Origin of the sequence: Brevibacillus sp. FSL K6-0770, assembly GCF_038000275.1 — a bacterium.
Lineage (GTDB): Bacteria > Bacillota > Bacilli > Brevibacillales > Brevibacillaceae > Brevibacillus > Brevibacillus parabrevis.
Genome location: NZ_JBBOBQ010000001.1, coordinates 5,051,647 through 5,078,534, shown reverse-complemented (window position 1 = coordinate 5,078,534; position 26,888 = coordinate 5,051,647). Strand labels below are relative to the sequence as shown.

29 protein-coding genes and 1 pseudogene are annotated in these 26,888 nt (G+C 52.6%); 27 read left to right on the top strand and 3 right to left on the bottom strand.

Annotated features, from left to right (window positions below):
* The first annotated feature begins 1 nt into the window (after position 1).
* Positions 2-1,717, top strand: a complete 1,716-nt coding sequence (locus NST23_RS24155) for a methyl-accepting chemotaxis protein (protein ID WP_122966375.1) — start codon at positions 2-4, stop codon at positions 1,715-1,717.
* A gap of 84 nt (positions 1,718-1,801) precedes the next feature.
* Here NST23_RS24155 and NST23_RS24150 read toward each other — a convergent pair whose 3' ends face one another.
* The gene (locus NST23_RS24150) at positions 1,802-2,935 is read right to left on the bottom strand and encodes an ABC transporter permease (protein ID WP_217365106.1); all 1,134 of its coding nucleotides are present in this window, start codon (positions 2,933-2,935) and stop codon (positions 1,802-1,804) included.
* Between the two features lie 2 nt (positions 2,936-2,937).
* Positions 2,938-3,681: an ABC transporter ATP-binding protein gene (locus NST23_RS24145; RefSeq protein ID WP_063230827.1), complete on the bottom strand. Its 744-nt coding sequence runs from the start codon at positions 3,679-3,681 to the stop codon at positions 2,938-2,940.
* Positions 3,682-3,872: 191 nt separating this feature from the next.
* Here NST23_RS24145 and NST23_RS24140 point away from each other — a divergent pair, with 191 nt between their 5' ends.
* The 6 genes from NST23_RS24140 to NST23_RS24115 all read left to right on the top strand — a co-directional run bounded on the left by NST23_RS24140 (position 3,873) and on the right by NST23_RS24115 (position 8,590).
* Positions 3,873-4,292: a hypothetical protein gene (locus NST23_RS24140; RefSeq protein ID WP_173596653.1), complete on the top strand. Its 420-nt coding sequence runs from the start codon at positions 3,873-3,875 to the stop codon at positions 4,290-4,292.
* A gap of 144 nt (positions 4,293-4,436) precedes the next feature.
* The gene (locus tag NST23_RS24135; protein WP_122964305.1) at positions 4,437-5,066 is read left to right on the top strand and encodes a SurA N-terminal domain-containing protein; all 630 of its coding nucleotides are present in this window, start codon (positions 4,437-4,439) and stop codon (positions 5,064-5,066) included.
* A 127-nt stretch (positions 5,067-5,193) separates the two neighbouring features.
* Positions 5,194-6,702 (top strand): spore germination protein, encoded by a 1,509-nt coding sequence (locus tag NST23_RS24130; RefSeq protein WP_173596654.1) that lies wholly within the window; start codon positions 5,194-5,196, stop codon positions 6,700-6,702.
* A gap of 26 nt (positions 6,703-6,728) precedes the next feature.
* Complete coding sequence (locus NST23_RS24125) at positions 6,729-7,910, top strand: Ger(x)C family spore germination protein (RefSeq protein ID WP_173596655.1); 1,182 nt, start codon at positions 6,729-6,731, stop codon at positions 7,908-7,910.
* A 19-nt stretch (positions 7,911-7,929) separates the two neighbouring features.
* A complete protein-coding gene (locus NST23_RS24120; RefSeq protein ID WP_122964308.1) occupies positions 7,930-8,157 on the top strand; it encodes a hypothetical protein in 228 nt (75 codons plus the stop codon).
* An 82-nt stretch (positions 8,158-8,239) separates the two neighbouring features.
* Positions 8,240-8,590, top strand: coding sequence for a DUF2512 family protein (locus NST23_RS24115; protein ID WP_063230832.1), 351 nt, complete (start codon positions 8,240-8,242; stop codon positions 8,588-8,590).
* Positions 8,591-8,789: 199 nt separating this feature from the next.
* Here NST23_RS24115 and NST23_RS24110 read toward each other — a convergent pair.
* Positions 8,790-8,978 (bottom strand): annotated as a pseudogene (locus tag NST23_RS24110) (short-chain dehydrogenase/reductase); the annotation flags it as partial.
* Positions 8,979-9,368: 390 nt separating this feature from the next.
* On the opposite strand from NST23_RS24110, the gene coxB reads away from it, so the two are divergent.
* The 20 genes from coxB (at position 9,369) to NST23_RS24010 (ending at position 26,888) form a co-directional block, all read left to right on the top strand.
* Positions 9,369-10,388, top strand: coding sequence for a cytochrome c oxidase subunit II (coxB, locus tag NST23_RS24105; RefSeq protein ID WP_122964309.1), 1,020 nt, complete (start codon positions 9,369-9,371; stop codon positions 10,386-10,388).
* A 59-nt stretch (positions 10,389-10,447) separates the two neighbouring features.
* The gene (gene ctaD, locus NST23_RS24100) at positions 10,448-12,295 is read left to right on the top strand and encodes a cytochrome c oxidase subunit I (RefSeq protein WP_122964310.1); all 1,848 of its coding nucleotides are present in this window, start codon (positions 10,448-10,450) and stop codon (positions 12,293-12,295) included.
* Entirely contained in the window at positions 12,295-12,921 is a 627-nt protein-coding gene (locus NST23_RS24095) for a cytochrome (ubi)quinol oxidase subunit III (RefSeq protein WP_122964311.1), read from the top strand. Before ctaD ends, NST23_RS24095 begins: the two co-directional genes overlap by 1 nt.
* Positions 12,922-12,924: 3 nt before the next feature.
* A complete protein-coding gene (locus tag NST23_RS24090; RefSeq protein ID WP_122964312.1) occupies positions 12,925-13,242 on the top strand; it encodes a cytochrome C oxidase subunit IV family protein in 318 nt (105 codons plus the stop codon).
* A 298-nt stretch (positions 13,243-13,540) separates the two neighbouring features.
* Complete coding sequence (locus NST23_RS24085; protein ID WP_122964313.1) at positions 13,541-13,840, top strand: EthD family reductase; 300 nt, start codon at positions 13,541-13,543, stop codon at positions 13,838-13,840.
* A 3-nt stretch (positions 13,841-13,843) separates the two neighbouring features.
* A complete protein-coding gene (locus NST23_RS24080; RefSeq protein WP_063230839.1) occupies positions 13,844-14,305 on the top strand; it encodes a hotdog fold thioesterase in 462 nt (153 codons plus the stop codon).
* 96 nt (positions 14,306-14,401) lie between these two features.
* A complete protein-coding gene (locus NST23_RS24075) occupies positions 14,402-14,794 on the top strand; it encodes a PaaI family thioesterase (RefSeq protein ID WP_063230840.1) in 393 nt (130 codons plus the stop codon).
* Positions 14,795-14,824: 30 nt separating this feature from the next.
* Complete coding sequence (locus NST23_RS24070; protein ID WP_063230841.1) at positions 14,825-15,607, top strand: enoyl-CoA hydratase-related protein; 783 nt, start codon at positions 14,825-14,827, stop codon at positions 15,605-15,607.
* Positions 15,608-15,651: 44 nt separating this feature from the next.
* On the top strand, positions 15,652-16,980 hold the full coding sequence (gene paaK / locus NST23_RS24065; RefSeq protein WP_063230842.1) for a phenylacetate--CoA ligase PaaK: 1,329 nt from the start codon (positions 15,652-15,654) through the stop codon (positions 16,978-16,980).
* 53 nt (positions 16,981-17,033) lie between these two features.
* On the top strand, positions 17,034-17,807 hold the full coding sequence (locus tag NST23_RS24060) for an enoyl-CoA hydratase-related protein (RefSeq protein ID WP_122964315.1): 774 nt from the start codon (positions 17,034-17,036) through the stop codon (positions 17,805-17,807).
* Positions 17,808-17,816: 9 nt separating this feature from the next.
* Positions 17,817-18,593: an enoyl-CoA hydratase-related protein gene (locus tag NST23_RS24055; protein ID WP_122964316.1), complete on the top strand. Its 777-nt coding sequence runs from the start codon at positions 17,817-17,819 to the stop codon at positions 18,591-18,593.
* A gap of 21 nt (positions 18,594-18,614) precedes the next feature.
* Entirely contained in the window at positions 18,615-19,472 is an 858-nt protein-coding gene (locus NST23_RS24050; protein ID WP_340964711.1) for a 3-hydroxyacyl-CoA dehydrogenase family protein, read from the top strand.
* Positions 19,456-20,211 (top strand): 3-hydroxyacyl-CoA dehydrogenase family protein, encoded by a 756-nt coding sequence (locus tag NST23_RS24045; RefSeq protein ID WP_122964318.1) that lies wholly within the window; start codon positions 19,456-19,458, stop codon positions 20,209-20,211. The genes NST23_RS24050 and NST23_RS24045 overlap by 17 nt, the downstream gene beginning before the upstream one ends.
* Positions 20,208-21,407, top strand: a complete 1,200-nt coding sequence (locus tag NST23_RS24040; protein WP_122964319.1) for a thiolase family protein — start codon at positions 20,208-20,210, stop codon at positions 21,405-21,407. The genes NST23_RS24045 and NST23_RS24040 overlap by 4 nt, the downstream gene beginning before the upstream one ends.
* A 38-nt stretch (positions 21,408-21,445) precedes the next feature.
* Entirely contained in the window at positions 21,446-22,645 is a 1,200-nt protein-coding gene (locus NST23_RS24035; protein ID WP_122964320.1) for a thiolase family protein, read from the top strand.
* A 33-nt stretch (positions 22,646-22,678) separates the two neighbouring features.
* Positions 22,679-23,104, top strand: coding sequence for a thioesterase family protein (locus NST23_RS24030; protein WP_122964321.1), 426 nt, complete (start codon positions 22,679-22,681; stop codon positions 23,102-23,104).
* 150 nt (positions 23,105-23,254) lie between these two features.
* Complete coding sequence (gene paaX / locus NST23_RS24025) at positions 23,255-24,082, top strand: phenylacetic acid degradation operon negative regulatory protein PaaX (RefSeq protein ID WP_122964322.1); 828 nt, start codon at positions 23,255-23,257, stop codon at positions 24,080-24,082.
* A 134-nt stretch (positions 24,083-24,216) separates the two neighbouring features.
* Positions 24,217-25,095, top strand: a complete 879-nt coding sequence (locus tag NST23_RS24020) for a branched-chain amino acid ABC transporter permease (protein ID WP_063230851.1) — start codon at positions 24,217-24,219, stop codon at positions 25,093-25,095.
* Positions 25,096-26,124, top strand: a complete 1,029-nt coding sequence (locus NST23_RS24015) for a branched-chain amino acid ABC transporter permease (protein WP_122964323.1) — start codon at positions 25,096-25,098, stop codon at positions 26,122-26,124. It begins immediately after the preceding gene.
* The gene (locus NST23_RS24010; protein WP_122964324.1) at positions 26,121-26,888 is read left to right on the top strand and encodes an ABC transporter ATP-binding protein; all 768 of its coding nucleotides are present in this window, start codon (positions 26,121-26,123) and stop codon (positions 26,886-26,888) included. The genes NST23_RS24015 and NST23_RS24010 overlap by 4 nt, the downstream gene beginning before the upstream one ends.

Sequence of the window (26,888 nt, the reverse complement as noted above, 5' to 3'; positions counted from 1 at the left end):
GATGAACAAGAGCTTGGCTAGTCGGGTGGTCGCGCTCGTGGCTGTGATTGTCGTTTTGACGATGGCAGTCAACGTCTTCATGATCAATCAAAACAGCGCAACCACGATCGAACGGACGCTTTCACGCTCAAGTATTGGAACCGCGATGCATGTAGCGGCAGGCATCGATACAGAGAAGCTCGCCAGTTTCTTGGCAAAGCCCGAGAAAAATGACGAGTACATGTCCATCCAAAAGACGCTGAAAGAGTACATGGACAAGACGGGAGCGCTATACGTATACATTCTCCAGGCAGATGGAGAGAAGGTCAAAATCATGGCGGACGGCATGGTCGAGGATAGCTTCACGATCGGACAGCCTACGACTTCGACCACCTTTGCAGACATCGCGCCCGTGCTTCAAGGCGGAACGAGCAATACGCCAATCGTCAATGATCCGGTTTACGGTTCGTATCTGAGTGCGTTTGCACCGATCCAGGACAAGTCCGGGCAAGTTATGGCTATTCTCGGTGTCGATACCGCTGCGGAAAAGGTCGAGCTGATCAACGAGCTTGTACTGAGTGAAACGATGCCGCGCATCATTATTTCCATGGCTGCGGTGACGATAGTCGCCTTGATTGCGGTCTACTTCGTGGTGAAAAGAATGCTGCGTCCGCTGGGAATCGTACAGGAAGCCTCGGCGAGGATCGCTGGAGGCGATTTGACAGACGCGAAGATCGCCGTCACGAAGCGAAATGATGAAATCGGCCGGATCGTTGTCGCTTTCAGCGAGATGACAACACAGCTTCGCCAAATTATCGGCGGCGTCAAGGAGACGACAGAGCGCATCGACAATATGGCTGTTTCTATTCGGGAAGGCGCTTCCTCTGTTCGCGAGCAAAATAAAAATATCGTGGTTACGAGCCAGGAGATCGCATCTGGCAATGAACAAACGGCAACGGCGATGGAAACTACCGTGCAAACGGTTCAAGAATTTTTGAGCGAGCTGTCCGAGCTGAACAGCGCGATCGAAGCGATGGACGCCGTTTCTAACCAGGTAGCTGACATCGGCCAGAGCAGCTACACAGTATTGCAGGAGTTTTTGGCTGACGGAACGGAAACGAACAATCAGTTCCACGATGTCCAAAACACGATGATGATTTTGGAGGAAAAATCGCGCCGGATCAATGACGTGATTGAAACGATCCAGCAAATTGCAGGACAGACGAACTTGCTCGCGCTGAACGCTGCCATCGAGAGCGCCCGGGCCGGGGAAGCAGGTCGCGGCTTTGCCGTGGTTGCAGACGAGGTGCGCAAACTGGCTGAGCAGACAGGAGCGGCAACGCTGGTCATTCAGGAGAGCATCAAGGACATCCAGGATCAGGTGAAGCAGGCAGCCGAAAAAACGAACGGAACTTTGAACCGTTACAATGCCGGAACACAGCGCCTCGATTCGGTGGCAAAAGGAATCACCGAGCTGTCCACGATGACGAACACGCTCAAAACTTCGCTGGCCAATGTGATTGCAAGCGTTGAAACCATGAAGCACGGTCAAAACAAGGTGAACGAATCCGTATTGACCGTAACGGCGATTTCCGAACAGACAGCCGCTGCGACCGAAGAGGTGTCGGCTACAATTCATGACGTCAGCGGCAACGTGGACCAGTTTGTCGTCGAAATTCAGGACGTTACCGAAAGCATCCAGGAGTTGCGCAGAAAAGTGGATACGTTCCGCTTGTAAGCTTTGCCCGAAACAAAACAGCCCTTCGCACTGGCTTTCTTGCCAAGCGAAGGGCTGTTTTTGTTGGCAGCGAAAAGGTGCTGGTTACCACAAAAGTACGGCGATGTGCACGACGCCCTGAAACAGCAGCAAGGTCGAGCGCAGCCAGACAAATGCGCGCTTTTGCTCGGAAGGCGGAACAGGGAAAAGCTGGTGGCTGGCTCGCTTGCCTTGTTGTCGCCAGATGCCGCCCAGCTGACTTGCTGTCATCAGCAGCAAGAGAGCGGCAGCAATCGCTTTGGCGTACAGGTTCGGCAGGACGAGAATGACGATGATGCCCAGGCAGACGAGGCGGGCGTAAATCCCGGCGTAATCCCCGGAGCGAATGAACGTCCGGGCGTACAAATGACGCGCCGTATGAGCCGGACTGTAAGGCAGAAGCTGCGCCAGGCGGGTCAGCCAAAAGCGCGGCTTCACCTGATGCTGCAAGGCAGGAACGTCCCGGAAGTTGTTCATGATCTGATAAAACCGCTGACGCAACCCGTTTTCCATCGCCAGCAGCCGATACCATTTGAGCGGATGCTGGGCCTGCACTTTGCGCATTTGCCGATGGAGCCAGACAAGCAAAAGGGCGCTAAGGACGGCTCCGCAAGGCACATATCCAAAAGTGAGAAATTGCCCCGCGCTGAAAATCCAGGCAAGAATCAGATAGGACAGCAAAAAGCGGGCGGCAAAGAACAGGCGCTGTGCTTGGACGGCAGGCAGGCGCAAAAAAATCCAGCTGCTGTGAACATTCCAGCCCTTCAGCAAAAACGGAATCAGCCAGTACAGCCAGAGCTGTATTTTGTCCGCTCCCGCAGCATTTGTGTACATAGGGAAGAGCAAGAGAACCAGCACAAACAGTCCCACGCTTTGGACGAAAAAGTTATAGACCTGCGCCCGGCGAAAATAGCCAGCGAGCCGCGTCTCGTGCGGAGTGAGGAAAATCAGGTCTGCTTCCAGCAAAAAGGTGCGGTGCGGACTGCGCGTCACCACGATGGCCATAACCAGTGCCAGCGCGTGGACGAGTGGAAACCAGGCCGGAATCAGTTCGATTATGCTGCGGTAGTACATGGAGATCAATCCGGCAAGGAAAACGGCGACAAACAAGACACCGCCATTGGCCATGTATTGCGCATATTTGATGAACTCTGTGGAAAAGGCGTGCAATCTTTTTTGAAACAGCTGCTCCATATCCATCTTCACTGTTTTTCATCCTCTACGATATGTAAGTAGATGTCATCCAACGAATGGTTGGTCAGACCTGTGAACTGGCGAAGCTCTGCAAGCGTGCCCTGGGCCTTGATTTGTCCTTTGTGGAGCAGGATAAAACGATCGCAATACTTCTCTGCGGTCGCCAAGATGTGTGTAGACATGAGGATGCCTGCCCCTTGCTCCTTGCAGCGTTCCAGCCAGGTGAGCAAAGAGCGTATCCCGAGCGGATCAAGACCAAGGATCGGTTCGTCGACGATATACAGAGGCGGCTGGACGAGAAGCGCCATCATGATCATCAATTTTTGCCGCATCCCTTTGGAGAACTGCTGCGGAAAACGGTTTTTCATTTCCTCCATGCGAAATTCTTTGAGCAGGACGGAAGCTCGCTGGTCAAGCTGCTCTTTTGTCAAACCGTGGCTCATCGCCATCAGCTCGATATGCTCCCAAAGTGTCAGTTCCTCGTAATAGATGGGAGATTCCGGGATGTAGCCGTAAGAGAGCCGATAGTGGTCAGGATCGGATTGAAAGGTTTGGCCTGCAATGTGGATAGAGCCTTCCAGCGGCTGCAAAAGACCCAGAATATGCTTAATCGTCGTGCTTTTCCCTGCTCCGTTCAGTCCGATCAAGGCGACGATTTCGTGAGCATGAATATCAAAGGAAATATTTTGGATGACGGCACGGCTCGGGGAGTAGCCGCCCGTTACGTTGTTGACTTCCAGCAAGGCTTTCATAAGTTCCTCCTTCTCGCCAAAGCAAATGGCAATCGGTCATCCCCCTATTGTAGCCGAAAACCCAGCTTTTTGGAAAAACGCTGTGCACAGCCTTTTTTGCTTGCGGGTGAAGAGGAAAGGGATAACCGTACAAGCAATGGCTGACTGCTCAACATAAACCATTATTACAAAGGACGGAGGAGGTGGAACCTATGACGCCGGGGCAACAGGACAACCAAAGAGACATGGACTTGCAAATGCAGCGCATCTACCAGAAACTGGATAAATTCGAAGAGAGGATCGACCAGCTTGAGGGACAAATGACAGTCGCAACAAAGTGGTTGGAACGTATAGAACACAGATTAGAACGCATGGAAGACGTACGCATAGATTTGTTGCAAGCGATCGCGAAGCTACAGACGGAGCTGAAATTGAGAGAAGAAAAAGCAAACAAAGAGAAAGATATCATCATGCAGCTACTGAACAACGACAATCGGGACAAAGAAAATTTGGCACAGATGATCGAAGGAGACAGAAGCAGAAAGCAAGAGCGCTTTTTACAAATATGGGCGGTTTTAGGTCCCGTCCTTGCCTCCGTTCTCACCTCTCTTTTTGCACGGTTTTTCATGTAAGGTGACACTTTCTGTGAATGACGATCGCCAAATCGGCACATGATGATATAAAATGTGGAAAAGTTGTGTAAAGGCTTTTCCATTTTTCTACCGCATCTCCTGGCTATACTTGATGGGCAGAACATTGAAAGAGAGGATATCCACGTGAAGAAGTTTGATGTTTCCATACTCTCAGTTGCCATTTTACTGACCGGACTGGCTGTACTCGGTGTCTATCAGGCAGGAGAAGCGAAGAAAGATCCGGTTCTGGTAAAGGCCGGTGATACCTCGATTACGCAATACCAGCTGTACGATGAAATGAAAAGCACGTACGGCAAGCAAATGATACATGAGATGGTCGCTCAATCTTTGATTTCGCAGGAAGCCAAGGCACAGAAGATCCAGGTCACCAAAGAGGAAATGGACAAGGAAATCGCCTCGATGAAACAGCAAGTCGGCTCCGAGGAAGCTTTTCAAAGCTATCTTCAGGGAATGGGGCTAGACGAAAAGAAGCTTCGTGAAAAGATGTCTGTCCTGATGACCCGCGACAAGCTGCTCGACAAGGCATTCCCGGTCACAGATGAGCAAGTGAAACAATATTACGATGAAAACAAACAGCAGATGGGATCGCCAGCGCCGGAATTTGAAAAGGTGCGGGATCAGATCAAATCTGTTTTGGCCGATAAAAACCGCAGCGAGAACTACAACAACTGGCTGAATGACATCCAGAAAAACCACAAGGTAGAATGGTACGATCCGTCTTTTGACGAGCCGAACAAGCCCGCTGCCGGATAAACCAGCTGAAAAGGCGTCTCTTCCCGATTGAACGGGGGAGGGCGCCTTTTCTTTTTGATGTTTTCGTTTAGTAACAGACTCGGGTGGAAAAACTGGATAAATAATTGCCAATGTAAGGAGCAATGAGATGGCTCAGATTGGCCCTCGCCTGGATGAGAATGTTCATTTTGTGAAAGAGTCGCTTGGGTACAGCAATGATATTGTAATTCGCGAACTGGTGCTGGATAGCCGGGAGCCTGTACGTGCTGCGATCCTCTACACGGATGGGATGGTCGACTCGCACATGGTACAGGGCGTTTTGATTAACAGTATGCTCTACAAGACCCGGTTCAAAGAAATAGAGCTGGAACGAGAGGAAGATCTCGTCCCTTTTTTAAAGGATGCGGTTCTGACCGTTGGAGATATCGGAGACGTCAACAATTTTCCCGAGCTGTTTACAGCCATGCTTTCCGGCTGTGTCATCATCCTCATAGACGGCTATGAAAAAGCAATGGCCATCGGCTTGCAGGAGTGGAAAGACAGGGGAGTGACCGAGCCTACAGCGCAAACGGTCATTCGCGGGCCGAGGGAAGGCTTTACGGAAAGTCTGCGGACGAATATCACTCTTTTGCGCAGAAGGATCGCCAGCGAAAAGATGTGGGTGGAAACTAGGCGAATCGGGGAAGTGACGAAGACCGAGATCGCCGTCGTGTACATCAAAGGTCTGGTCGAGGAAGGCGTAATCGAGGAGGTTCGCAACAGGCTGGATCGGATTGATGTGGACGGCCTGATGGAGAGCGGGATGATCGAGGAACTGATACAGGATGCGGCGTACACTCCTTTTCCCACGATTTCCAATTCCGAGCGTCCCGATGTGGTTGCGGCGAATTTGCTGGAGGGGAGAGTTGCCATCATAGTCGATGGGACTCCGTTCGTTTTGACTGTCCCTTCTTTGTTTGTCGAGTTTTTTCATTCGGCTGAAGACTACTACCAGCGGGCTGATTTCAGTACGTTGATTCGGATGCTGCGCTTTGTCAGCTTTTTTATCGCCTTGCTCGCGCCGTCGCTCTATATTGCGATCACGACCTTCCATCAGGAGATGTTGCCGACACAGCTTTTGATCAGCTTGGCCGCGCAGCGTGAGGGCGTGCCTTTTCCCGCGCTGGTAGAGGCGCTGTTGATGGAGATCGCGTTCGAAATTTTGCGAGAGGCGGGCATCCGCATGCCGCGTGCGGTCGGTCAAGCGATCTCCGTTGTCGGAACGCTGGTCATCGGACAGGCGGCGGTAGAGGCGGGAATCGTCTCGGCAGCGATGGTTATCGTCGTGTCGATTACGGCGATCTCCAGCTTTATTTTTCCCGCGATCAACATGTCGATTCCCGTGCGGATTCTCCGGTTTCCGTTGATGATTTTGGCAGCTTCCTTTGGGATTTACGGGATTATCGTCGGAGTGCTTGGGCTGGTTCTGCATTTGTGCAGCCTGCGTTCGTTTGGCGTACCCTACATGAGTACATTCGCCCCGTTTTCCTTCAAAGAACAGCGTGATGCGATCTTGCGCGCGCCGCGCTGGATGATGGACAAACGCCCAGAGTCGATCACCAAACGAAACATGCGCCGTCAATCTCCGAATTTGAAGCCGAAGCCGCCAGAGCATTAAGGTAAAAAGGCAAGGAGTGAACTTCTATGAAAGTCATCAAAGTGCTTCTCTGCTTGACACTTGTCTTCCTGCTGGGCGGTTGCTGGAATCGCAAGGAGCTGAACGATCTGGCGATTTGCGTCGGCATCGGAATTGACAAGGTAAAGACCGGGTATAGCGTGTCTGTCCAGGTCGTGGACCCGGCTGAGGTGGCAGCCAACAAAGGCAAACCGGGGAGGGCTCCTGTTACGCTGTTTACGATGAGCGGTGCCACTGTATTTGAAGCTCTCCGCAAAATGACGACGATATCGCCGCGGAAAATTTATATGTCGCACACGAGGATGCTGATTTTGGGGGAGGAACTGGCGCGGGAGGGGATTGCGCCTGTGCTTGATTTTGTTTCGCGCGATCACGAGTTTCGGACGGATTTTTACATTGCTGTGGCTCGCGGTACGACAGCTCACAACATCTTGAAGGTCATTACGCCGTTGGAGCAGATTCCCGCCAATGAGCTGTTCGCTTCCTTGGAGACGTCGTCCAAAGCGTGGGCGCCAACCGCCGCGATTACCCTTGATCAACTGATTGCGGACTTGACGAATAAGGGCAAACAGGCGGTACTGACGGGCATAAAGCTGACAGGCTCGCCGGAGGAAGGGGATCAGCGCGAAAATGTGGAGCAGATTGATTCCAACGTGCTTTTGCAGTACACGACACTCGCTGCCTTTCGGGGAGACAAGCTGATTGGCTGGCTCAACGAGAAGGACAGCAAGGCGTACAACTACATAACCGGAAATGTCAAAAGTACGGCTGGCAGCCTTCCGTGCAAAGGGGGAGGGCGCCTGACGATGGAAATTATGAAGTCGAACTCCAAGGTGAAAGCCATCCTGAAAAATGGCAAGCCGGAAATCATGGTCGATATTCACCTGGAAAATGACATCGGCGAAGTGCAGTGCAAAATCGATCTGACCAAAATGGAGACGATCGAAGAAATCCAAAAAGAAGCCGAAAAAGGCATGGTTGCTACAGGAATGCGGGCGGTCACTTATGCGAAGCAGCATGAAGTGGACATTTTCGGATTCGGAGATGTCATCCACCGCCAGTATCCGAAGGTGTGGAAACAACTCGAAAAAAACTGGAACAAGGAATTTGCCAAGCTCCCGGTTCACATCAAGGCAGAAGTGAAAATCAGGCGACTGGGAACGATCAACAACGCTTTCAAGGAAAAATGAGTGATCAGGAGGGGGAGTCATGTCGGTATTGACGGTAGTTTTCATCTCCATCGTCGTCAGTCTGTACGAGCTGCCCAGGCTGATCCGCAAGAAACAGCGAAAAGAAACGATTGTGTTTATCGTCATGCTCGTGATCAGTGTCGGGATGTATGCCGCTACGCAATTTGGTCTTGTGCCCAACCCTGTCTATGCGATGGAAATCATCTACAAGCCGATGGATGACTGGATCAAGCAGTGGCTGCATTGAGGACGGAGGCTTGTTGCCGCGAGGATTGCCGCTGGAAAGCGGGGCATACTGAGAAGACCTCAGCAAAGGAGTGGAAACACACGTGGACGGTCTTTTGATGAAGCTTCTGGTAAGCCCGATCTTGGTTGTTTTGGCTGATGCCCTCTTTCCCGAGGTGAATTTTGCGAACCTGTACCAGTCTGTCGGTGTCGGCTTTGTCCTTGCTCTTGCCGGATTTTTTCTGGACAGGGCCATTCTGGCTCCGGGCAGTCTGTGGCTTACAACCGCCATTGATTTTATCATCGGTTTTCTGATTGTATACGGCAGCATCGTCTTTTTGCCTGATGCCCAAATCTCGGCAATGGGAGCGGGATTTGTCGCCATCTTTTACGGTGTGGCCGAATACTTGCAGCATACATGGCTGCTTCGTGCGATCCGCTCGGAAAACACATAGAGGTGCCATTGTTGCCGGGACAGCCCCGTCCATCTGCGAAAAGACGGGGCTGTCCTTTTTGCTGCGCGCGCGTCAATCGTTTTTCGAAGGAGCCAGCTTTTTGGTTGCGATCCGTTCGATCCAGCTCCAGGCGCAACGATTCGCTGAAGCCTCCGTATGCGCATCCGGCATTGTTGAGCAACAGGTCGATTCGCCCGTGGCGATCCGCGATGTCGGCGATCGCCTGTTCGATCTGGGGAGGGCTGGTGACATCCAAGGAAATCACTTCCATATGTTCGGTTGCTATATGCAAGTTTGCGAGTTTGTCAAGTGGGCCTCTTTTTTGCGGGTCGCGCATGGAAGCAATTACGTAAAATCCAGCCTTGACTAATGCCACAGAAGCGTGCATGCCGAAGCCGCTGGAGGAGCCAGTGATTAGTGCAATTGGTCTTTTTTTCATATATTTCTCCTTTAAGTTTCCTAAACTGGTTACATTTATCTTAAAAGTTCACAAATTTGTTCATAAATTTGTTAACAAAATGATAACAAATAGCCTTTAGATTAAGGAAAATTTATGTATACTTAAATGGTTACCACGCATTGGCAGGAGTCTGCAATCTCGGCCCTTTTGCTCCTTCTGTTTGTTTTTGGGATGACTGCTAATACTTTTCCTGATTGGGTATGATAGTTGGGGAAGGAATAGATAGCCATCCTTGTGCAAAATTGAAAGAGCAAAAAGCTTCTAGTTTGTATGCGTGGCTAGAACGTTACCAACACGAAGAAAGAGGGGTTCATTGGTATGAAGGGTTGGCAACAGTTTTGGCGTCAGCTTTCTCTGTTTGGTCTGCTGGCGCTGGTGTTAACCGGGTGTGGCAAAGATGAGCTCTCAGCGCTCAAGCCTTCCGGCCCGGTTGCTTCGATGCAGTATGACCTGATGAAGCTGTCCTCCGCTATCATGATCGGCGTCTTCATTGTCGTTATGCTGATCTTTACGTACGTCCTTATCCGATACCGTAAGCGTCCAGGGCAGCAAGGCGTTCCAAAGCAGGTCGAAGGCAATCATGCACTTGAGATTCTTTGGACAGTAATTCCTTTCCTGCTTCTGATTGTGATGGCGATTCCAACCGTTACAACCGGTTTCGCCCTGCACAAGGAATTTCCAAAAGAGGAAGCGCTTCAAGTGAAGGTAACCGCTCACCAGTTCTGGTGGGAGTTCGAGTATCCGGATCTGGGAGTAGCAACCGCACAAGACCTGGTTCTGCCAGTTGGCAAAAAGGTTCAGTTCCAAGTGACCTCTGCTGACGTTATGCACGCATTCTGGATTCCTGCTCTGGGCGGTAAAATCGATACCAACCCGGGACAAGAAAACAAGATTTGGCTGCAAGCAGACAAAACAGGTATTTTCTACGGAAAATGCGCGGAGCTCTGTGGAGCGTCCCATGCCTTGATGGACTTCAAGGTAGAAGTAATGGACCAGACTGCATTTGACAGCTGGGCAAACGGCATGAAGGGCGTTCAGTCCAAAGAGCCGGTAGCCGCTACAGCTCCAAGTGCTGCACAAGGTCAAGAAATCTTCAACAAAAGCTGTCTCGGCTGTCACGCCATCGCTGGAAAAGGCGGAAAACTGGGTCCAAACCTGACCAACTTCGCAGATCGCGAACGCGTAGCAGGTATTCTTGCCCACACGCCTGAAAATCTGGCAGAGTGGCTCAAAGATCCGCAAAAGGTAAAACCGGGCAACAACATGCCTAACCTCAACCTCGACGATGCACAAGTGAAAGCGCTTGTAGAGTACATGTCTACACTCAGCGTGAAGTAACTACCGTAATGAAATGACATTTCGTCATAGGCAGTGACGCTTAAAAAGGAGGTAAACCTGTGTCTGCACATGCTTCTCACGCACCCGCACCAAAACGTTCAGGGCTGTGGGACTGGCTCACGACAGTGGATCACAAGAAGATCGCGATCCTGTACTTGATTGCCGGTGGTATTTTCTTTCTCGCCGGTGGTTATGAGGCCCTGTTGATCCGTTTGCAGTTGATGTATCCAGAAGCTTCTGTAGTTGGTGCCAAGACGTTTAACGAATTGATTACCATGCACGGCACGACGATGATTTTCTTGGCGGTCATGCCAGTCATTTTCGCGCTGATGAACGCAGTCGTTCCGCTTCAAATCGGAGCGCGCGACGTAGCGTTCCCTTTTGTTAACGCTCTCGGCTTCTGGTTGTTCTTCTTCGGAGGAGTGCTCCTGAACACCAGCTGGTTCCTTGGCGGAGCACCAGATGCCGGATGGACATCTTATACCACTTTGGCTTTGAACCAATATAGCGGCCGCGGAGTAGACTTCTACGTTCTCGGTTTGCAAATTGCCGGTCTCGGTACGCTGATCGGTGGTATCAACTTCCTTGTTACCATCATCAACATGCGTGCTCCAGGGATGACATTCATGCGCATGCCAATGTTCACCTGGGCGTCTTTTATTACATCCGGTCTGATTCTGTTCGCTTTCCCGGCGATTACAGTAGGTCTGGTTCTCTTGATGTTCGACCGTTTGTTTGGCGGTAACTTCTTCAACCCGGATGCGGGTGGTAACGTTGTCATTTGGGAGCACTTGTTCTGGATCTTCGGTCACCCCGAAGTATACATCCTGATTCTCCCGGCATTCGGTGTTATTTCTGAAATTATCTCCACCTTTGCAAGAAAGCGCCTGTTCGGTTACAGCTCCATGGTATTCGCAACTGCGCTGATCGGCTTCCTCGGCTTCATGGTGTGGGCTCACCACATGTTCACAACTGGTTTGGGCGCCATTGCCAACACGCTGTTCGGTCTGGCTACGATGCTGATTGCGGTACCTACGGGTATTAAAATCTTTAACTGGCTTTTGACCATGTGGGGCGGACAAATTCGCTTCCCTACCGCAAACTTGTTTGCAGTAGGCTTCATTCCGACATTTACGATCGGTGGTATGACAGGGGTTATGCTCGCGGTTCCGCCAGCTGACTACCAATACCATGACAGCTACTTCGTAGTAGCTCACTTCCACTACGTTATCGTAGGGGGTCTCGTCTTCGGTCTGTTCGCCGGTCTTTACTACTGGTGGCCGAAAATGTTCGGTAAAATGCTGAATGAAACAATCGGTAAATGGAACTTCTGGACGTTCTTCATCGGTTTCCATCTTACCTTCTTCCCGCAACACTTCCTTGGTCTGATGGGGATGCCGCGCCGCGTCTTCACATACCTGAAAGGTCAGGACCTGGATGTAGGGAACTTTATCAGTACCATCGGTGTATTCGGTATGACGATCGGTACAATCCTGTTCCTCATCAACGTTGTCGTTGCAGCAAAAGGCAAACGCGCACCTGCGGACCCGTGGGATGGACGCTCGCTGGAGTGGACAATTCCGTCGCCGCCGCCTGAGTACAACTTTGCCCAAACACCTCTGGTGCGTGGTCTGGATGCATTCTGGATCGAGAAAATGGCTGGCAACAAAGGCATGACACCTGCTGAACCGCTCGGTGACATCCACATGCCATCGCCATCGTTCCTGCCGTTCCTGATGTCCGTCGGTCTGTTCATTGCAGGCTATGGCTTCATGTACCACAACTACGTTGTAGTAGCGATCGGCTTGATTTTGACTTTCGGATGTATGTTCGCACGTTCTGTAAAAGACGATCCTGGTTATCATATTCATGAGGATGAAATCGAAGAGAAAGGGGTTAAGGCTTAATGGCTACACATCACGCAAATGCAGTTTTACCTGATGAACCGGAAAAAGCCACCCTTGAAGGCAAGAACAAGATTCTTGGCTTCTGGCTCTTCCTTGGTGGAGAGACTGTTCTTTTCGGTTCGTTGTTCGCAACTTTTATCGCGCTGCGTGATCAAGCAAACGGCGGACCGACGTCCCAGCAACTGTTTGACATGCCGCTGGTTGCAGCTGCAACACTTCTTTTGCTTACCAGTTCGATGACAAGTGTTATGGCTACACTCGCTCTGCACAAGAAAAACTTGAAAATGATTCAAGTTTGGCTGACCATCACTGTATTGCTCGGTCTCGGATTCCTTGCCCTGGAGATTTATGAGTTTGTGCATTATGTGCATGAAGGACATAAAATCTCGACAAGTGCGTTCGGCTCTGCGTTCTACACATTGGTTGGCTTCCACGGGGGTCACGTAGCGTTCGGGATTCTCTGGATCACTTTGTTGCAGTTGTCGGCAGTGAAGAAAGGCTTGACGGTAGTAACGGCTCCTAAGTTCTACCTGGCCTGCTTGTACTGGCACTTTATCGACGTAGTATGGGTATTCATCTTTACCGTGGTATATCTCATGGGTATGATCGGTGGAAAGGTGGGATAATCTATGGGAGCACACGCTCATAATGAAGAGGTACGCAAGCCGAAAGTAAAACACGACGGTCCAAAAAGACACGTTGTAGCTTTCATCGGATCTCTCGTATTGACCGCACTTGCATTTATTGCTGTTGCGTATGAAGTGATTCCGGTAGGTTTTACCGTACCGTTCATCGTCGTCTTGGCTTTCATCCAGGCGTTCTTCCAACTGTTTGTTTGGATGCACATGGATCAAAAAGGCCACGAGTTCGCACGGATCAGCATTTTCGCCGGGCTGTTCGTGATCCTGCTTGCAGTAATCGTCTTCGTTTACTGGGTGTGGATCTAGAACGCTTGGCAAGGGCAAGAGGGCAGACCAAAAGTCTGTCCTCTTTTTTTCGGGCTGTCAGAAGTCATTTCTGGCAGCCATTTTTTTGTACTATCGAGCGGGAATTGAGATAAGCATGGGATAGGAGCGGCTTTTCGGGAAGGGAGGGAGCAGACAGAGTTTTCCCGCTTTTTGAAAAATACTTGCACCTATCTACAAGGCTTTATATAATAAAAATATCAACATGCGTTAAAATAACGTTATATTATTAAGCCGTCACATATTTTGTGAAAATAAATGAATGAAAGCAGGGATCGCAATGGTGAAATTGGTGGCAATTTATCGCAAGCCGGAAGATATCGAGGCTTTTGACAAGCACTATTTTGAAGTGCACGCTGCACTCGCTGAGAAAATGCCTGGCTTGATCAAGATGGAGGTAAGCAAAGTATACGGCACGCCGATGGGCGAATCCGATCTGCATCTGCTCGCAGAAATGTACTTTGAAACGAAGGAAGCCTTGTTGGAAGCGTTGTCATCTCCAGAGGGGCGTGCAGCAGGCAAAGACTTGCGCGGATTTGCAGGCCAAGTAGTGTCCATGCATTTTGCCGAAGTGGTTTAACGTATGGGAACAAAATCGTTTGTTGACGAGCGCGAGCTGCATCATAAACATTACGACGAGATTTGCGAAAAGCTGAAACAAGACCAGTTCGCCCAGTTTTTGGGAGTCAAGCTGATCGAGCTTGGCGAGGGGACTGCGACAGCAGAGGTGACGGTGGCCGATCATATGTTGAATGCGCACGGTACAGCGCACGGCGCCATCATTTTCTCCCTGGCTGATTTTGTTTTTGCCGCAGCCTGTAACTCCTACGGAAAAACATCTGTTGCGCTCTCGATGAACATCGGATTTTTGGCCGCAGCAATGAAAGGAAACCGGCTTGTGGCAACGGCTACGGAAGAGAAGAAGAACAACCGGACAGCCTGGTACCGCATCCGCGTCGAATCCGAGCACGGCCTGGTAGCGACATTGGACGCACTGGCTTATCGGAAAAATGAATACTTCATTTCGCTGGACGACAAGGAATAACCAAATGCACACACAAAACGGAGAAAGGAAGCCGAATGCCGCGTGCACAGGCTCCTTTCCCTGTTTCACGAGGATACCAGACACGGGGGCGAGAGGATGACAGTGGAAATCCGCAATCGATTCAATCACTACCTGGGCATAGAAGTCGTACACCGAGATGAGCAGGGCTGCAAGGTAGCACTGAAAATTCGCCCTGAACTGTTCAACAGCATAGATGGGGTCGTACATGGTGGCGTGACGGCGACGTTGGCTGACGTAGCGATGGGACATGGAGCTGCGCCACATGTAGACGGCGTGCAGCAATGCGTTACGGTAGAGAGCAAAATTCAATATTTGTACCCTGCCCGTGGGGAGAGGCTGGAAGCTGAGTCTCGCGTTTTGAAGCAGGGCAAGAGCCTGATCATTATGGAGGCGCGCGTCACCTGTGACGGCAAGCTCGTTGCTTTTGCCACGGGAACGTATGCGCGGGTCAATCCCAATCGAAGCTAAAGAGTATGGTTGCACGAGGAGGGGATAGAAGTGGAAGAAACGGTTCGCTTTGAACGAGACGGTCATGTGGCGATCATCACGCTCAACCGTCCGGATGAGCTGAATGCACTGAACTACGCTACATTGGAGCGGCTGGGTGATCTGATTGAACAAGTGCGGCTTGATTCAAAAGACATTCGGGTGCTGCTGATAAAAGGCGAAGGCCGGGCGTTTTGCGCAGGAGCTGATTTGAAAGAGCGGCGCACGCTGAACGAACAGCAAGTCCGCAGAAACGTCCGCAAAATTCGCGATGTGTTCACCGCGCTGGAACGATTGCCGCAGCCGACGATCGCGTTGATCAACGGCTTCGCTTTCGGTGGTGGATTTGAACTAGCGCTCGCTTGTGATTTCCGCTACGCCGTGGAGGAAGCGAAAATGGGGCTGACCGAGGTCAGTCTGGGCATCATTCCCGGAGCGGGCGGAACGCAGCGTCTGTCGCGTTTGATCAGTCCGGCGAAGGCGAAGGAACTGATTTTGACAGCCCGGCGCATTCAGGCGAATGAAGCTTGCCGCTTGGGGATATTGAATGGAGTTGCGCAAGACGGGGAACAATTGCTGGAGCTGGCAATGGGGCTGGCCCAAGAGATTCTCGGCAACGCACCGCTCGCCGTCTATCAGGCAAAGGCGGCCATCGACCGCGGAAGCAGCGTCGATTTGCAAACAGGGCTGGACGTGGAAACGATGTGCTATGAAGTCATTATCCCAACGAAAGACCGCCTGGAAGCGCTGGAAGCTTTCCGCGAAAAAAGAAAGCCTGTGTTCAAGGGAGAATAGGCGATAGCTACAAAGACATAACGTGACGGAATGAGGGAAACGGCATGATCTTTAATACAGAAATGGAAACGTTGTCAAGAGAAGAGCTGACCAAGCTTCAAGTGGAGCGTTTGAAAGAAACGGTGGCGCGCGTCTACGAACGAGTGCCTTTTCATCAAAAAGCTTTTGACGAAGCAGGCGTAAAACCGGAAGATATCCAGTCCATCGAAGACATTCAGAAGCTGCCGTTCATGAAAAAAACCGATCTGCGGGAAAATTATCCGTTCAAGCTGTTCGCTGTGGACATGAAGGAAGTAGCGCGCATTCACGGTTCGTCCGGCACAAAAGGCAAGCCGACTGTTGTAGGCTACACGAAGAAAGACCTGGAAAACTGGGCGGAAATCGTCGCGCGCGCCATTTGCTGTGCGGGCGGTCAGCCAGGGGATATTTTCCACAACGCTTACGGTTACGGCCTGTTTACGGGCGGTCTTGGCCTGCATAACGGAATCGAGCACATGGGCGCGGTAGCGGTTCCTGTATCCGGGGGCAATACTTCCCGGCAAATTACACTAATTGAGGACTTCCAGCCACGCGGGATCGCAGCCACTCCGTCTTACGTGCTCAACATCGTCGAAGAAATGAAAAAGCAAGGCATCAACCCGCGGGAGACAAGCGTGAAGTACGGCATTTTCGGGGCCGAGCCATGGTCGGAGGAAATGCGCGTTCAGCTCGAAGAAGCGCTCGACATCAAGGCGGTGGACATTTACGGATTGAGCGAGGTCATGGGACCGGGCGTATCGATCGAATGCCACGAGGCCCAGGATGGCTTGCACATTGCGGAAGATCATTTCTACGCAGAAATCATCGATCCGAATACAGGTGAAGTGCTGCCGCATGGACAAGAAGGCGAGCTTGTCTTCACTTCCCTGACGAAAGAAGCATTCCCTGTCATTCGTTATCGCACAGGAGATATCGCATCGCTCAACCCGGAACCCTGTAAGTGTGGCCGCACCACCATGCGCATGTCCCGCATCAAAGGCCGTGTAGACGATATGCTCATCATTCGCGGTGTCAATGTGTTCCCGACCGAGATCGAGTCTGTTTTGCTGACCTTTAACCAGTTGGCTCCGCACTATCAGGTAGTGATCGAGCGCGACGGGGCATTGGATCGCTTTGAGGTGCACTGCGAGCTGACCGAGAAGTACGCCAGTGAAATCAGTGGAAATGAAAGCGCTGCGTTGTCGCATCTTGTAAAAGAGATAGGGCATATGATCAAAAATACATTGGGTGTGTCTGTCGTGCTGCGGATTCAACAACCAAATTCCTTGACGCGCAGCGAAGGAAAGGCGATTCGCATTGTGGACAATCGGGGCAAAGCCCAGGCAGCGATCTAGCTGGCGAGTTTCCTATCGACTCGACTACCTGCGAAAAAGGGTGTGAACAGCGCATGGCTTACGAATATATCAAAACGGCCAGCGAAGACGGTATCGGTATTATTACCTTGAATCGACCGAAGATTCTTAACGCATTGAATTTGCAGTTGATTGATGAACTGGTCGCCGAGCTGGAACGGCTGGATCGGGACCCGGACATTCGCGTGATTGTGCTGACGGGCAATGACAAAGCGTTCGCAGCGGGAGCGGACATCAACGAAATGGCAGAGGCGTCCGCTATCGAGATCATGAAGCGCGACCAGTTTGCCGTCTGGGATCGCATGTCGCTTATTTCCAAGCCGATCATCGGCGCTGTCAGCGGCTTCGTGCTGGGCGGCGGCTGTGAACTGATGATGAACTGCGATATCGTCATCGCTTCGGAGACAGCCGTCATCGGCCAGCCGGAAATCAAGCTTGGCGTCATGCCGGGAGCGGGCGGAACGCAGCGGCTGACCCGTGCGGTGGGAATGCGCAAGGCAATGGAAATGCTGCTGACGGGAGAACCGATATCGGCCAAAGAAGCGTTGCGCTACGGGCTGGTCAATCGCGTCGTGCCAGTGGAGGCGTATTTTCAGGAAGCGCTCAAGCTGGCGAAGCAAATTGCCGTCCAGCCTCCGCTCGCTGTACAGGTGATCAAAAAGGCGGTGCACAAAGCCGAGGATTTGCCGCTTGCCGAGGGCATGGACTATGAACGCAACGGCTTTTATTTGCTGCTCGCCAGCGAGGATCGCAAGGAAGGAATGCAAGCTTTCCTGAACAAGCGCAAACCCCGGTTTACGGGTAATTAGGAGGCGGCCATGTACGAAACGATTCTGTATGAAGTGTCAGAAGGCGTAGCGATTGTCACCTTGAATCGACCGGATAAATTCAACGCTTTTACAGAAGTCATGCACAAGGAAATCATTGCGGCGCTCAAACAGGCGCAAAAGGATGACGCTGTTCGCTGCATTTTGCTCACAGGCGCAGGCCGGGCTTTCAATGCCGGACAGGACCTGAGCGAAGTTTCTGGCGGAGACGTGGATTTCGGCGGATTTTTACGCGAGCGTTACAATCCGATGATTTTGCAGATGCACAAAACGGAGAAGCCGATTGTTGCGGCAGTTAACGGCGTGGCAGCAGGAGCGGGCATGAGTGTGGCGCTCGCTTGCGATATTCGCTTGGCTTCGGAAAAAGCGTCTTTTGTCAATGCGTTCGTGGGCATCGGACTTGTTCCAGACTCGGGCGGTTGCTACTTCCTGCCGCGCATCGTCGGAATCGGCAAGGCGCTGGAACTGGCGATGACCGGAGAAAAAGTATCGGCACAAGAGGCTCTCGGCATCGGACTCGTCAATCAGGTGTATCCGGCAGAGAGCTTTATGGAAGATGCCCTCGCCTATGCGCGCAAGCTGGCTGCCTTGCCGACGAGAGCCATCGGGCTGATCAAGCGCGCGATGTACAAAGGGCTGGAAATGGGACTGGAAGAGACGTTGGCCTACGAAGCCTACGCACAAGAGGCTGCGGGCAGCACAGCCGATCACAAGGAAGGGGTAGCGGCCTTCATGGAAAAACGCGCTCCCCGTTTTACGGGTCGTTAGGCGAAGGGAGGCACAAGTCTAGTGAATACAAAAACAGTAGGCGTTATCGGTGCGGGCACGATGGGAGCGGGGATTGCTCTCGTTTGCATTCGCAAAGGACATCAGGTCGTGCTTTTGGATGCCAATCAGGCGGTTTTGGACAAAGCGCTGACCTACTTGCAATCGATCACGGGAAAAGATGTGGAAAAAGGCAAAATCAGCGAGCAGGAAAAAGCGGACATGCTGGACAGGGCAAAGCTCGTATCAGAGATGGAACAACTGGCGGCGTGCGATATTGTCATCGAAGCCGTGCCGGAGCGGCTCGATTTGAAAAAGGGCATTTTCAGCGAGCTAAGCCGCATTTGCAGACCGGACGCGCTTTTGCTGACCAATACTTCCTCCATTTCCATTACGCAAATTGCTGGAGGGCTTCCTCATCCCGAGCGCATTCTCGGGTTTCATTTTTTCAATCCTGCGCCAGTCATGCCGCTCGTCGAAGTAATCCGCGGCAAAAAATCGAGCGAAGACAACGTGCAGGCGGCGTATCGCTTCGCAACAGAACTGGGCAAGGTGCCCGTGCTGGTGACAGACACGCCCGGATTTATCGTCAATCGCATCGCGCGTCCGTACTATAACGAGGCGTTGCGCATTTTGGGCGACCATGTGGCAGAGGTAGAGCAGATCGACCGAATCATGAAACGCGCAGGCAGCTTCAAAATGGGTCCGTTTGAGTTGCAGGACATGATCGGCATCGACATCAATTTTGCCACAACGGAATCGGTGTACACCGACTTCTTCCATGAAGGACGATTTAAGCCCAGCCGGATTCAGCAGCGGATGGTTCAGGCCGGCAGCTTGGGCAGAAAGACGGGGGAAGGCTTCTATGACTATGACAAATAAGGCGGTCGTGCTGACGGGCACAAGCCCGCTTTTTGCAGAGCTGCACCAACTTTTTGCAGAAAAAGGATATCAAGTGCTGTCCCTGGCGCAAGCCGCCACAAATTCTGCGGCGGTGGCGTTCGCAGTGGAGGTCAGCAATCTCGATTTAGAGCAAAAGGCTGAGGAGATTCGCCAGTTGGACAGCTTGCTTGCCCCTGATGTGCCGATTCTCACGACTTCGCTTGCGATCACGGCGACAGAGGTCGCTTCCTGGACGAAGCATCCCGAGCGGGTGTGCGGGTTCGGCACGCTGGTTCCGCTGGTGGAGCGGGAGCTGATTGAGCTTGCTCCGGCGCTGCAAACAGAAGCGAAGACGCTGCAAGCAGCGGAAGCTTTTTTCCAGTCGCTTGGCAAAGAAACGGAAGCCGTCAACGACGAGGTCGGGCTGGTTTTCCCGCGCATTCTTTCCCTGATTATTAATGAAGCGGCTTTTACGCTGATGGAAAAGGCGGCGACTGCCCGCGATATTGATATTGCCATGAAAAAAGGCACCAACTATCCGTATGGTCCGCTGGAATGGGCGGATCGCATCGGATTGGACGAGATTTATGCGATTTCCAGAGGCTTGCAGCGCGACCTCGCGGAAGAGCGCTACCGTACAGCTCCGCTGCTGCGCAAGCTCGTGCTGGCGGGGCGAGTCGGCGTACGCAGCGGGCAAGGTTTTTACGCATACGAAAGCAAGGCGGAGGCGAAGGCATGACGATGAACAGAAACGACGTATACGTAGCTGCCGCCGTTCGCACGCCGATCGGCAAGCTCGGGGGCAGTCTGAAGCATACGCCTATGGATGATTTGACTGCGCTCGTGCTGAATGGCGCCTTGGCGCAGGCAGGGCAAACAGGCGATGCTATCGACGGAGTCATTATGGGGAACGTCATTTCCGCGGGGCCGTTCATCAATATCGCGCGCGTAGGTCTGTTGAAAGCAGGGTTGCCGGAGAGCGTGCCGGGACTGACAGTGAACCGGGTCTGCGCCTCCGGATTGGAAGCGCTCAATCTGGCTGCACAGTCCATCCAGACCGGACACAGCCAGGCGATGCTTGCGGGCGGAGTAGAAAATTTGACGCGCTCGCCGTACATCATGGAGAAATTCGAGCAGCCGTACCAGCGCGGGGCACAGACGCTGATGGAATCGTTCGGCGGCCCGCGCTCTGCGCCTGTGTCGCTCTACGGAGATTTGACCATGGGCGATACGGCGGAAAACGTTGCCGAAAAGTTCGGCATCAGCCGCGAGGATCAAGATTTGTTTGCTGCCGAAAGCCAGAGACGTGCTATCGCGGCGATCGATGCCGGCTTGTTCAAGGAAGAAATCATCCCGGTAGTTTTGCGAGGAAAAAAAGGCGAAGAAACGCTGTTTGATACAGATGAGTTCCCGCGCCGCGATTCCAGTGTGGAGTCGCTTGCCAAGCTGCGCCCTGCTTTTCGCAAAAACGGCAGCGTGACCGCAGGCAACTCCTCCGGGATCAACGATGGCGCGGCGGCTCTTTTGCTCATGAATGAGGAAATGTTGAAGCGTTCGGGTACCGCGCCTTTGGGACGCATCGTGCATTTTGCTTGCGCTGGCGTCGACCCGCGCATTATGGGCATAGGACCAGTCGCAGCCATCCGCAAGCTGCTCGCCGAGGTCAAGCTGTCTGTCGAAGACATTGATCTGTTTGAACTGAATGAAGCTTTTGCCTCCCAGTCGCTCGCCTGCATGCGCGAGCTGGGGCTTGACCCAGAGAAGACCAATGTGAACGGCGGTGCCATCGCCTTGGGCCACCCGCTCGGCATGAGCGGCGCTCGTCTGGCAGGCACGCTCCTGTACGAGCTGCGCCGCCGCAAAAAGAAATACGGAATCGTTTCGCTGTGCATCGGGGGCGGACAGGGACTGGCTACGCTGGTCGAAGCGTTGTAGATGAATCGGGATGTCCTACTGTACTGGAGGAGTGGAAGATGAATACACCTGTCATTATCGATGCGATACGCACACCGATCGGACGGATTGGCGGAGCATTGAAAGAGGTGCGCCCGGATGATCTGGGCGCTTTGGTTATCCAAAAATTGCTGGAACGAAATCCGCTTGATGTAGGAACGATTGACGATGTCATGATGGGGTGCGCCAATCAGGCGGGCGAGGATAACCGCAACGTGGCGCGGATGTCGCTGCTTTTGGCTGGCTTGCCTGTCGAAGTGTCTGGCGTGACTGTCAACCGTTTGTGCGGCTCTGGGCTGGAAGCCGTGAACCAAAGCGCGAACGCGATCAAGGCAGGCGCTGGCGAAGTGTACATTGCCGGCGGACTGGAGAGCATGACGCGCGCACCTTTGGTCATGATGAAGCCTGGAGCGGCTTTTCAGCGCGGAAATCAGCAACTGGTGGACACGACGCTCGGCTGGCGGCTGGTGAACGATAAAATGAACGAGCTGTATCCGCCGATCAGCTTGGGCGAAACAGCCGAAAAGGTTGCCGAGCAATACGGGATCAGCCGCGAAGCGCAGGACGAGTTTGCGCTGCGAAGCCAGCAAAACTACGCGAGAGCACTGGCGGAAGGAAAATGGGCAGCAGAGATTGTGCCTGTCGAGCTGAGAGGGCGCAAAGGGGATGTCACGCTGTTTGACCGCGACGAACACGCTCGCCCGGAGACGACGATAGAGCAACTGCAAAAGCTCAAGCCAGCTTTTCAGGCAAACGGCACCGTTACGGCGGGCAATTCCAGCGGTTTGAACGATGGGGCAAGCGCCCTGCTTATCATGGAGCAAAAGGCGGCTTTGGCTGCTGGGCTTAAACCGCGCGCCCGCATCGTCGCTTCCGCAGTGGCAGGCGTTGATCCTTCTGTCATGGGGATTGGGCCGATTCCGGCTACGCACAAGGCGTTGAAGCAGGCGGGACTGTCGCTTGCCGATATCGACCTGTTTGAATTTAACGAAGCTTTTGCCGCACAAGCGGTAGCTTGCGTGCAAGAGCTGGGAGTCAATCCTGATCTGGTCAATGTCAATGGCGGCGCGATTGCTTTGGGGCATCCGCTCGGAGCTAGTGGCGCACGTATCCTGACCACGCTTTTGTACGAGATGGAGCGCAGGGAAGCTCGCTATGGTCTGGCTGCCATGTGTATCGGCGTGGGCCAGGGAATCGCGACGATTATTGAGCGCGTGTAGAAAGCAATCACGCGTGACGAGAGGTGCATGTGCGTGAAGGAAGGACTGAAGCCAGGGACGACTGCCGAATTTACGGTGGTCGTCACAGAGGACATGCTGCCCAAGTTTGCAGGGGAGGTTGTGCATCCGGTCATGTCGACGGTCAGCATGATCTACTACATGGAATGGGCAGGGCGTCAGGTGATTTTGCCTTATTTGGAAGCGGATGAGGAAGGCTCCGGCTTCGCTGTGGATATCCGCCATGTCGGTCCGGCGGTAGCGGGTCAAGTGGTGACCTTCAAAGCCGTGTGCCAGGAAGTCACGAAAAATCGGGTGGTGTGCGAGGTGACAGCCGACACCGCCCGGAATCGCGTCGGGGTCGGTTCGTTTACCCAGGCGATTTTCAACAAGCACGAAATCAGGCGGCGCTTTGAAGCGCTCCAGGCAGAAATCGCTGCGGAAAATAATTGTACAGAATAAATTGACTCTTTTAAAATGTTTTAATATAATAACGTTAAAATTACGTTATACGATTTTATCGTCATACTCTCAAACGATTCACGCACCTTCTAGAGAATATGGTACAATTTCACAGCATAAAGGTATGAATCGATTTGGGGGTTGAAGAACGTGAAGCCACAATCCATGCTTTTTACGATTTATGGAGAATATGTTCGCCATTACGGGAGCGAGATCTGGATCGGCAGCCTGACACGGCTCATGGGAGAATTTGGTCTGTCCGAACCGGCTGTTCGCGCCGCCATTTCCAGGATGCTCCGCCAAGGCTGGCTGGAATCCAGGAAAGTAGGAAACAAGAGCTACTACTCGGTATCCGAACGTGGGAAAAAACGGCTGGAGGAAGCGGCAGCCCGCATTTATAAAGTCGAGACAGATGTCTGGGACGGAAAATGGTGCATCGCCAGCTACAACATACCGGAGGAACGCCGCGCGTTGCGGGATCAGCTGCGCAAGGAACTGGGGTGGATGGGCTTCGGGATGCTGACGACGAGCACGTGGATCAGCCCGAACAATCTCGCAGACCGGGTGAAAGAGTTGACCGAGGCGCATGAAATCACCGACCATGTAGAAATTTTCAGCGCGCAGCATCTGGGCTGGAGCGATCCGAAGCAATTGGTGCAAAAGTGCTGGAACATCGCTGAAATCAACGAGAAGTACAAAGAGTTCATTGACAACTACCGCGAACAATTCGAGCAGCTATCCGCGAAAATAGACAGTGGCGAGGAAGTGCCAGACAGCCACTGCTTTGTGGAAAAGACGAAGCTCGTCCATGAATATCGCAAGTTTTTGTTTATCGACCCGGACTTGCCGCAGGAGCTGCTTCCGGAACTGTGGCTAGGCAAAGAGGCGGATCAATTGTTCCAAAACTATTATCAACGATTAAATCCAGGGGCAGTTCGATTCTTCGAGACGGTGTATGAAGTTGCACCTGTGCATTAAGCGGTTGCTACGAAGAAAGCGCCCTAGTGACAAGCTAGGGCATTTCTTCTTCAATAATATTTCCATTAATTAAAATGTAAGCGTTTTAGATGGTAGCGGTTAAGGCGCGAAACAAGAGGGGGTACAGCACGAATATGACGGAACTGTTGCAGTATGTCGCAAACGGCCTCGTCAGTGGCGGCATTTATGCGATTGTTGCCGTAGGCTTCATCACGATTTACAACGTGAGCAAGGTCATCAATCTCGCACAGGGTGAGTTTTTGATGCTCGGCGGAATGGTTACGGTAGCTTTGATCGGGATGAATTTGCCTTACGGACTCGCAGCATTGCTTGCCATTCTGGCAGTAACGGCAATCGGAATCATCATGCAGAAATATGTCATTGATTATGTGAAAAAAGCTAGTCCTATTAGTTTGATAATTTTGACAATAGGAATTTCCACCTTAATCCGCGGGATCGCCAGCTTTATTTGGGGCAAGGATGCTTTTGCGCTGGAGCCGATTACAAGCAACGAACCCCTCTCGTTCGGGGGCGTGACGATCGCGACGCAAAGCGTTTGGATTTTGGCTGCTGTCCTTATCATTTTGTTTCTCCTCTGGTATTTGATGGAAAAGACGATTCTCGGGAAAAAAATCAACGCCTGTTCGGTCAATCCGATGGCAGCCCGCCTGATGGGGATTTCTCCAACGAAGATGAGCATGCTCGCCTTCGCCATCAGCGGAGCCACCGGAGCTGTTGCCGGAATCGTCATCGCACCGCTGAGCGTGACCTCCTACGACATCGGTGTGCTGCTTGGAATCAAAGGCTTTTCCGCCGCGATTCTCGGCGGGTTGGGCAATCCGCTTGGCGCGGCTGTGGCTGCCTTTTTGCTCGGGATTGTCGAGTCGCTTGGAGCCGGATACGTCAGCTCCGGGATGAAGGACGCCATCGCGTTTCTGGTCTTGATCGGCATGCTCCTGGTGAAGCCATCCGGACTCTTCGGAGAGCGCAGCGTGGGGAAAGGAGGGCTATAGATGAAGCAGTTGTTGCAAAAATGGGGAAAAGGCTTCGGAATTTACGTCGCTTTGATGATCGTTTTCCCGTTTGTGATGCCAGATGAGTATTACCGTTCCGTCGGCATTATTATCGGGCTGCATGCCATCGTGACGATCGGGCTGTGCCTGGTGATGGGGCTGGCTGGACAAATTTCGCTCGGACAAGCAGCCTTTTGGGGAATCGGCGCTTACACTTCCGCGGTGTTGACGACCAAATACGGGCTGTCGCCATTCGTCGGCCTCATCGCCTCGGCAATTGTTCCTGGGTTGTTTGCCTTCATTCTCGGACGAGCGATAGCGGGGTTGCAAGGCTACTATCTCGCGATGGCGACGCTGGCATTCGGCTATATCGTCCAGATCGGGATTACCGAATGGGAGCCAGTCACCGGGGGCGCGAGCGGGATGATCAGCATCCCGCAGGTTCCGTTCTTCGGAGGCAGCGAGCTGTCCATGTACTATCTGATCTGGGCGGTCGTTACTTGTGTGCTCCTGTTCTCGCTCAACCTGCTGCATTCGCGGGTAGGCAGAGCGTTTCGGGCGATTCACAAGAGTGAGATTGCCGCAACCTCAATGGGAATTGACGTGAGCAAGTTCAAGCTGAACGCTTTCGTCGTCAGCGGCATGTTCGCCGGAATTTCCGGCGGTCTGTACGCTCACTACATGGGGATACTCGATCCGCAGCCTTTTGGACTGCACGAGTCGATCAAATTTCTCACGATGGTTGTCATCGGCGGGATGACGAGCATATGGGGAGCGTTGATTGGCACGGTACTGATCGGCTTTATCAGCGAGGGACTGATTTTGCTCAGCGAAGTCATCCCGGGCTTGCAGGGCGATGTCGATACGATTGTTTTCGGCGGCATACTCGTCTTGATTGTCATGTTTATGCCGGAAGGTCTGGTGCCGCGTATTCGTTCCGTCTATGAAAAAGCGCAAGCCAAAAAGGCAAAGGAAGCTGCTGTCAAAGCACAGTCTGGTGAGCGAGTGGAAAGGAAGGCGGCAACATGACGACCCTTTTGGAAGTACAAGAGCTGTCCCGCGATTTCGGCGGGGTGCGTGCAGTCAATCAGGTTGATTTTCAAGTGCGCGAAGGCGAAATTTTGGCGCTGATCGGCCCGAACGGAGCAGGCAAAAGCACGGTGCTCAACATGGTGTCCGGCGTCATTCCTCCGTCCGCTGGCGAAATTCGCTTTGCGAGCAAGCCGATGACGAAGGTGCCGGGCTATGAATACGCCGGGCTGGGCATTACCCGAACTTTTCAAAATCTCCAGACGTTTGACGACATGACAGTATTGGAGAACGTCATGGTCGGGATGCATACGAAGACAAGCTCCAGCCTGTTCTCCTGCGGCATGAATTTGGGCAAGGCCAAAAAAGAAGAGAAGCTGATGGAGCAAAAGGCACATGCCTGGCTCGGGCAAGTGGGGCTGGCGACGGAATCCCAGCGGCTGGCGGGAAGTTTGCCCTACGGCAAGCTGAGGCTGATGGAAATTGCCCGGGCGATGGTCGCAGGGCCAAGGCTGTTGCTCCTCGATGAGCCTGCGGCTGGCTTGAACCATACGGAGACAGCGGAAATGAGCCGGATGTTTTGCGAGATTCGCGACAGCGGAACGGCGATTTTGCTGGTGGAGCACGACATGGACATGATTATGACCATCGCCGACCGCATCGTGGTTCTCGATCAGGGAACGAAAATTGCGGAAGGAACCCCGCGTGAAATCCAGGAAAATCCTCGCGTCATCGCGGCTTATCTGGGAACGGAAGAGGAGTAG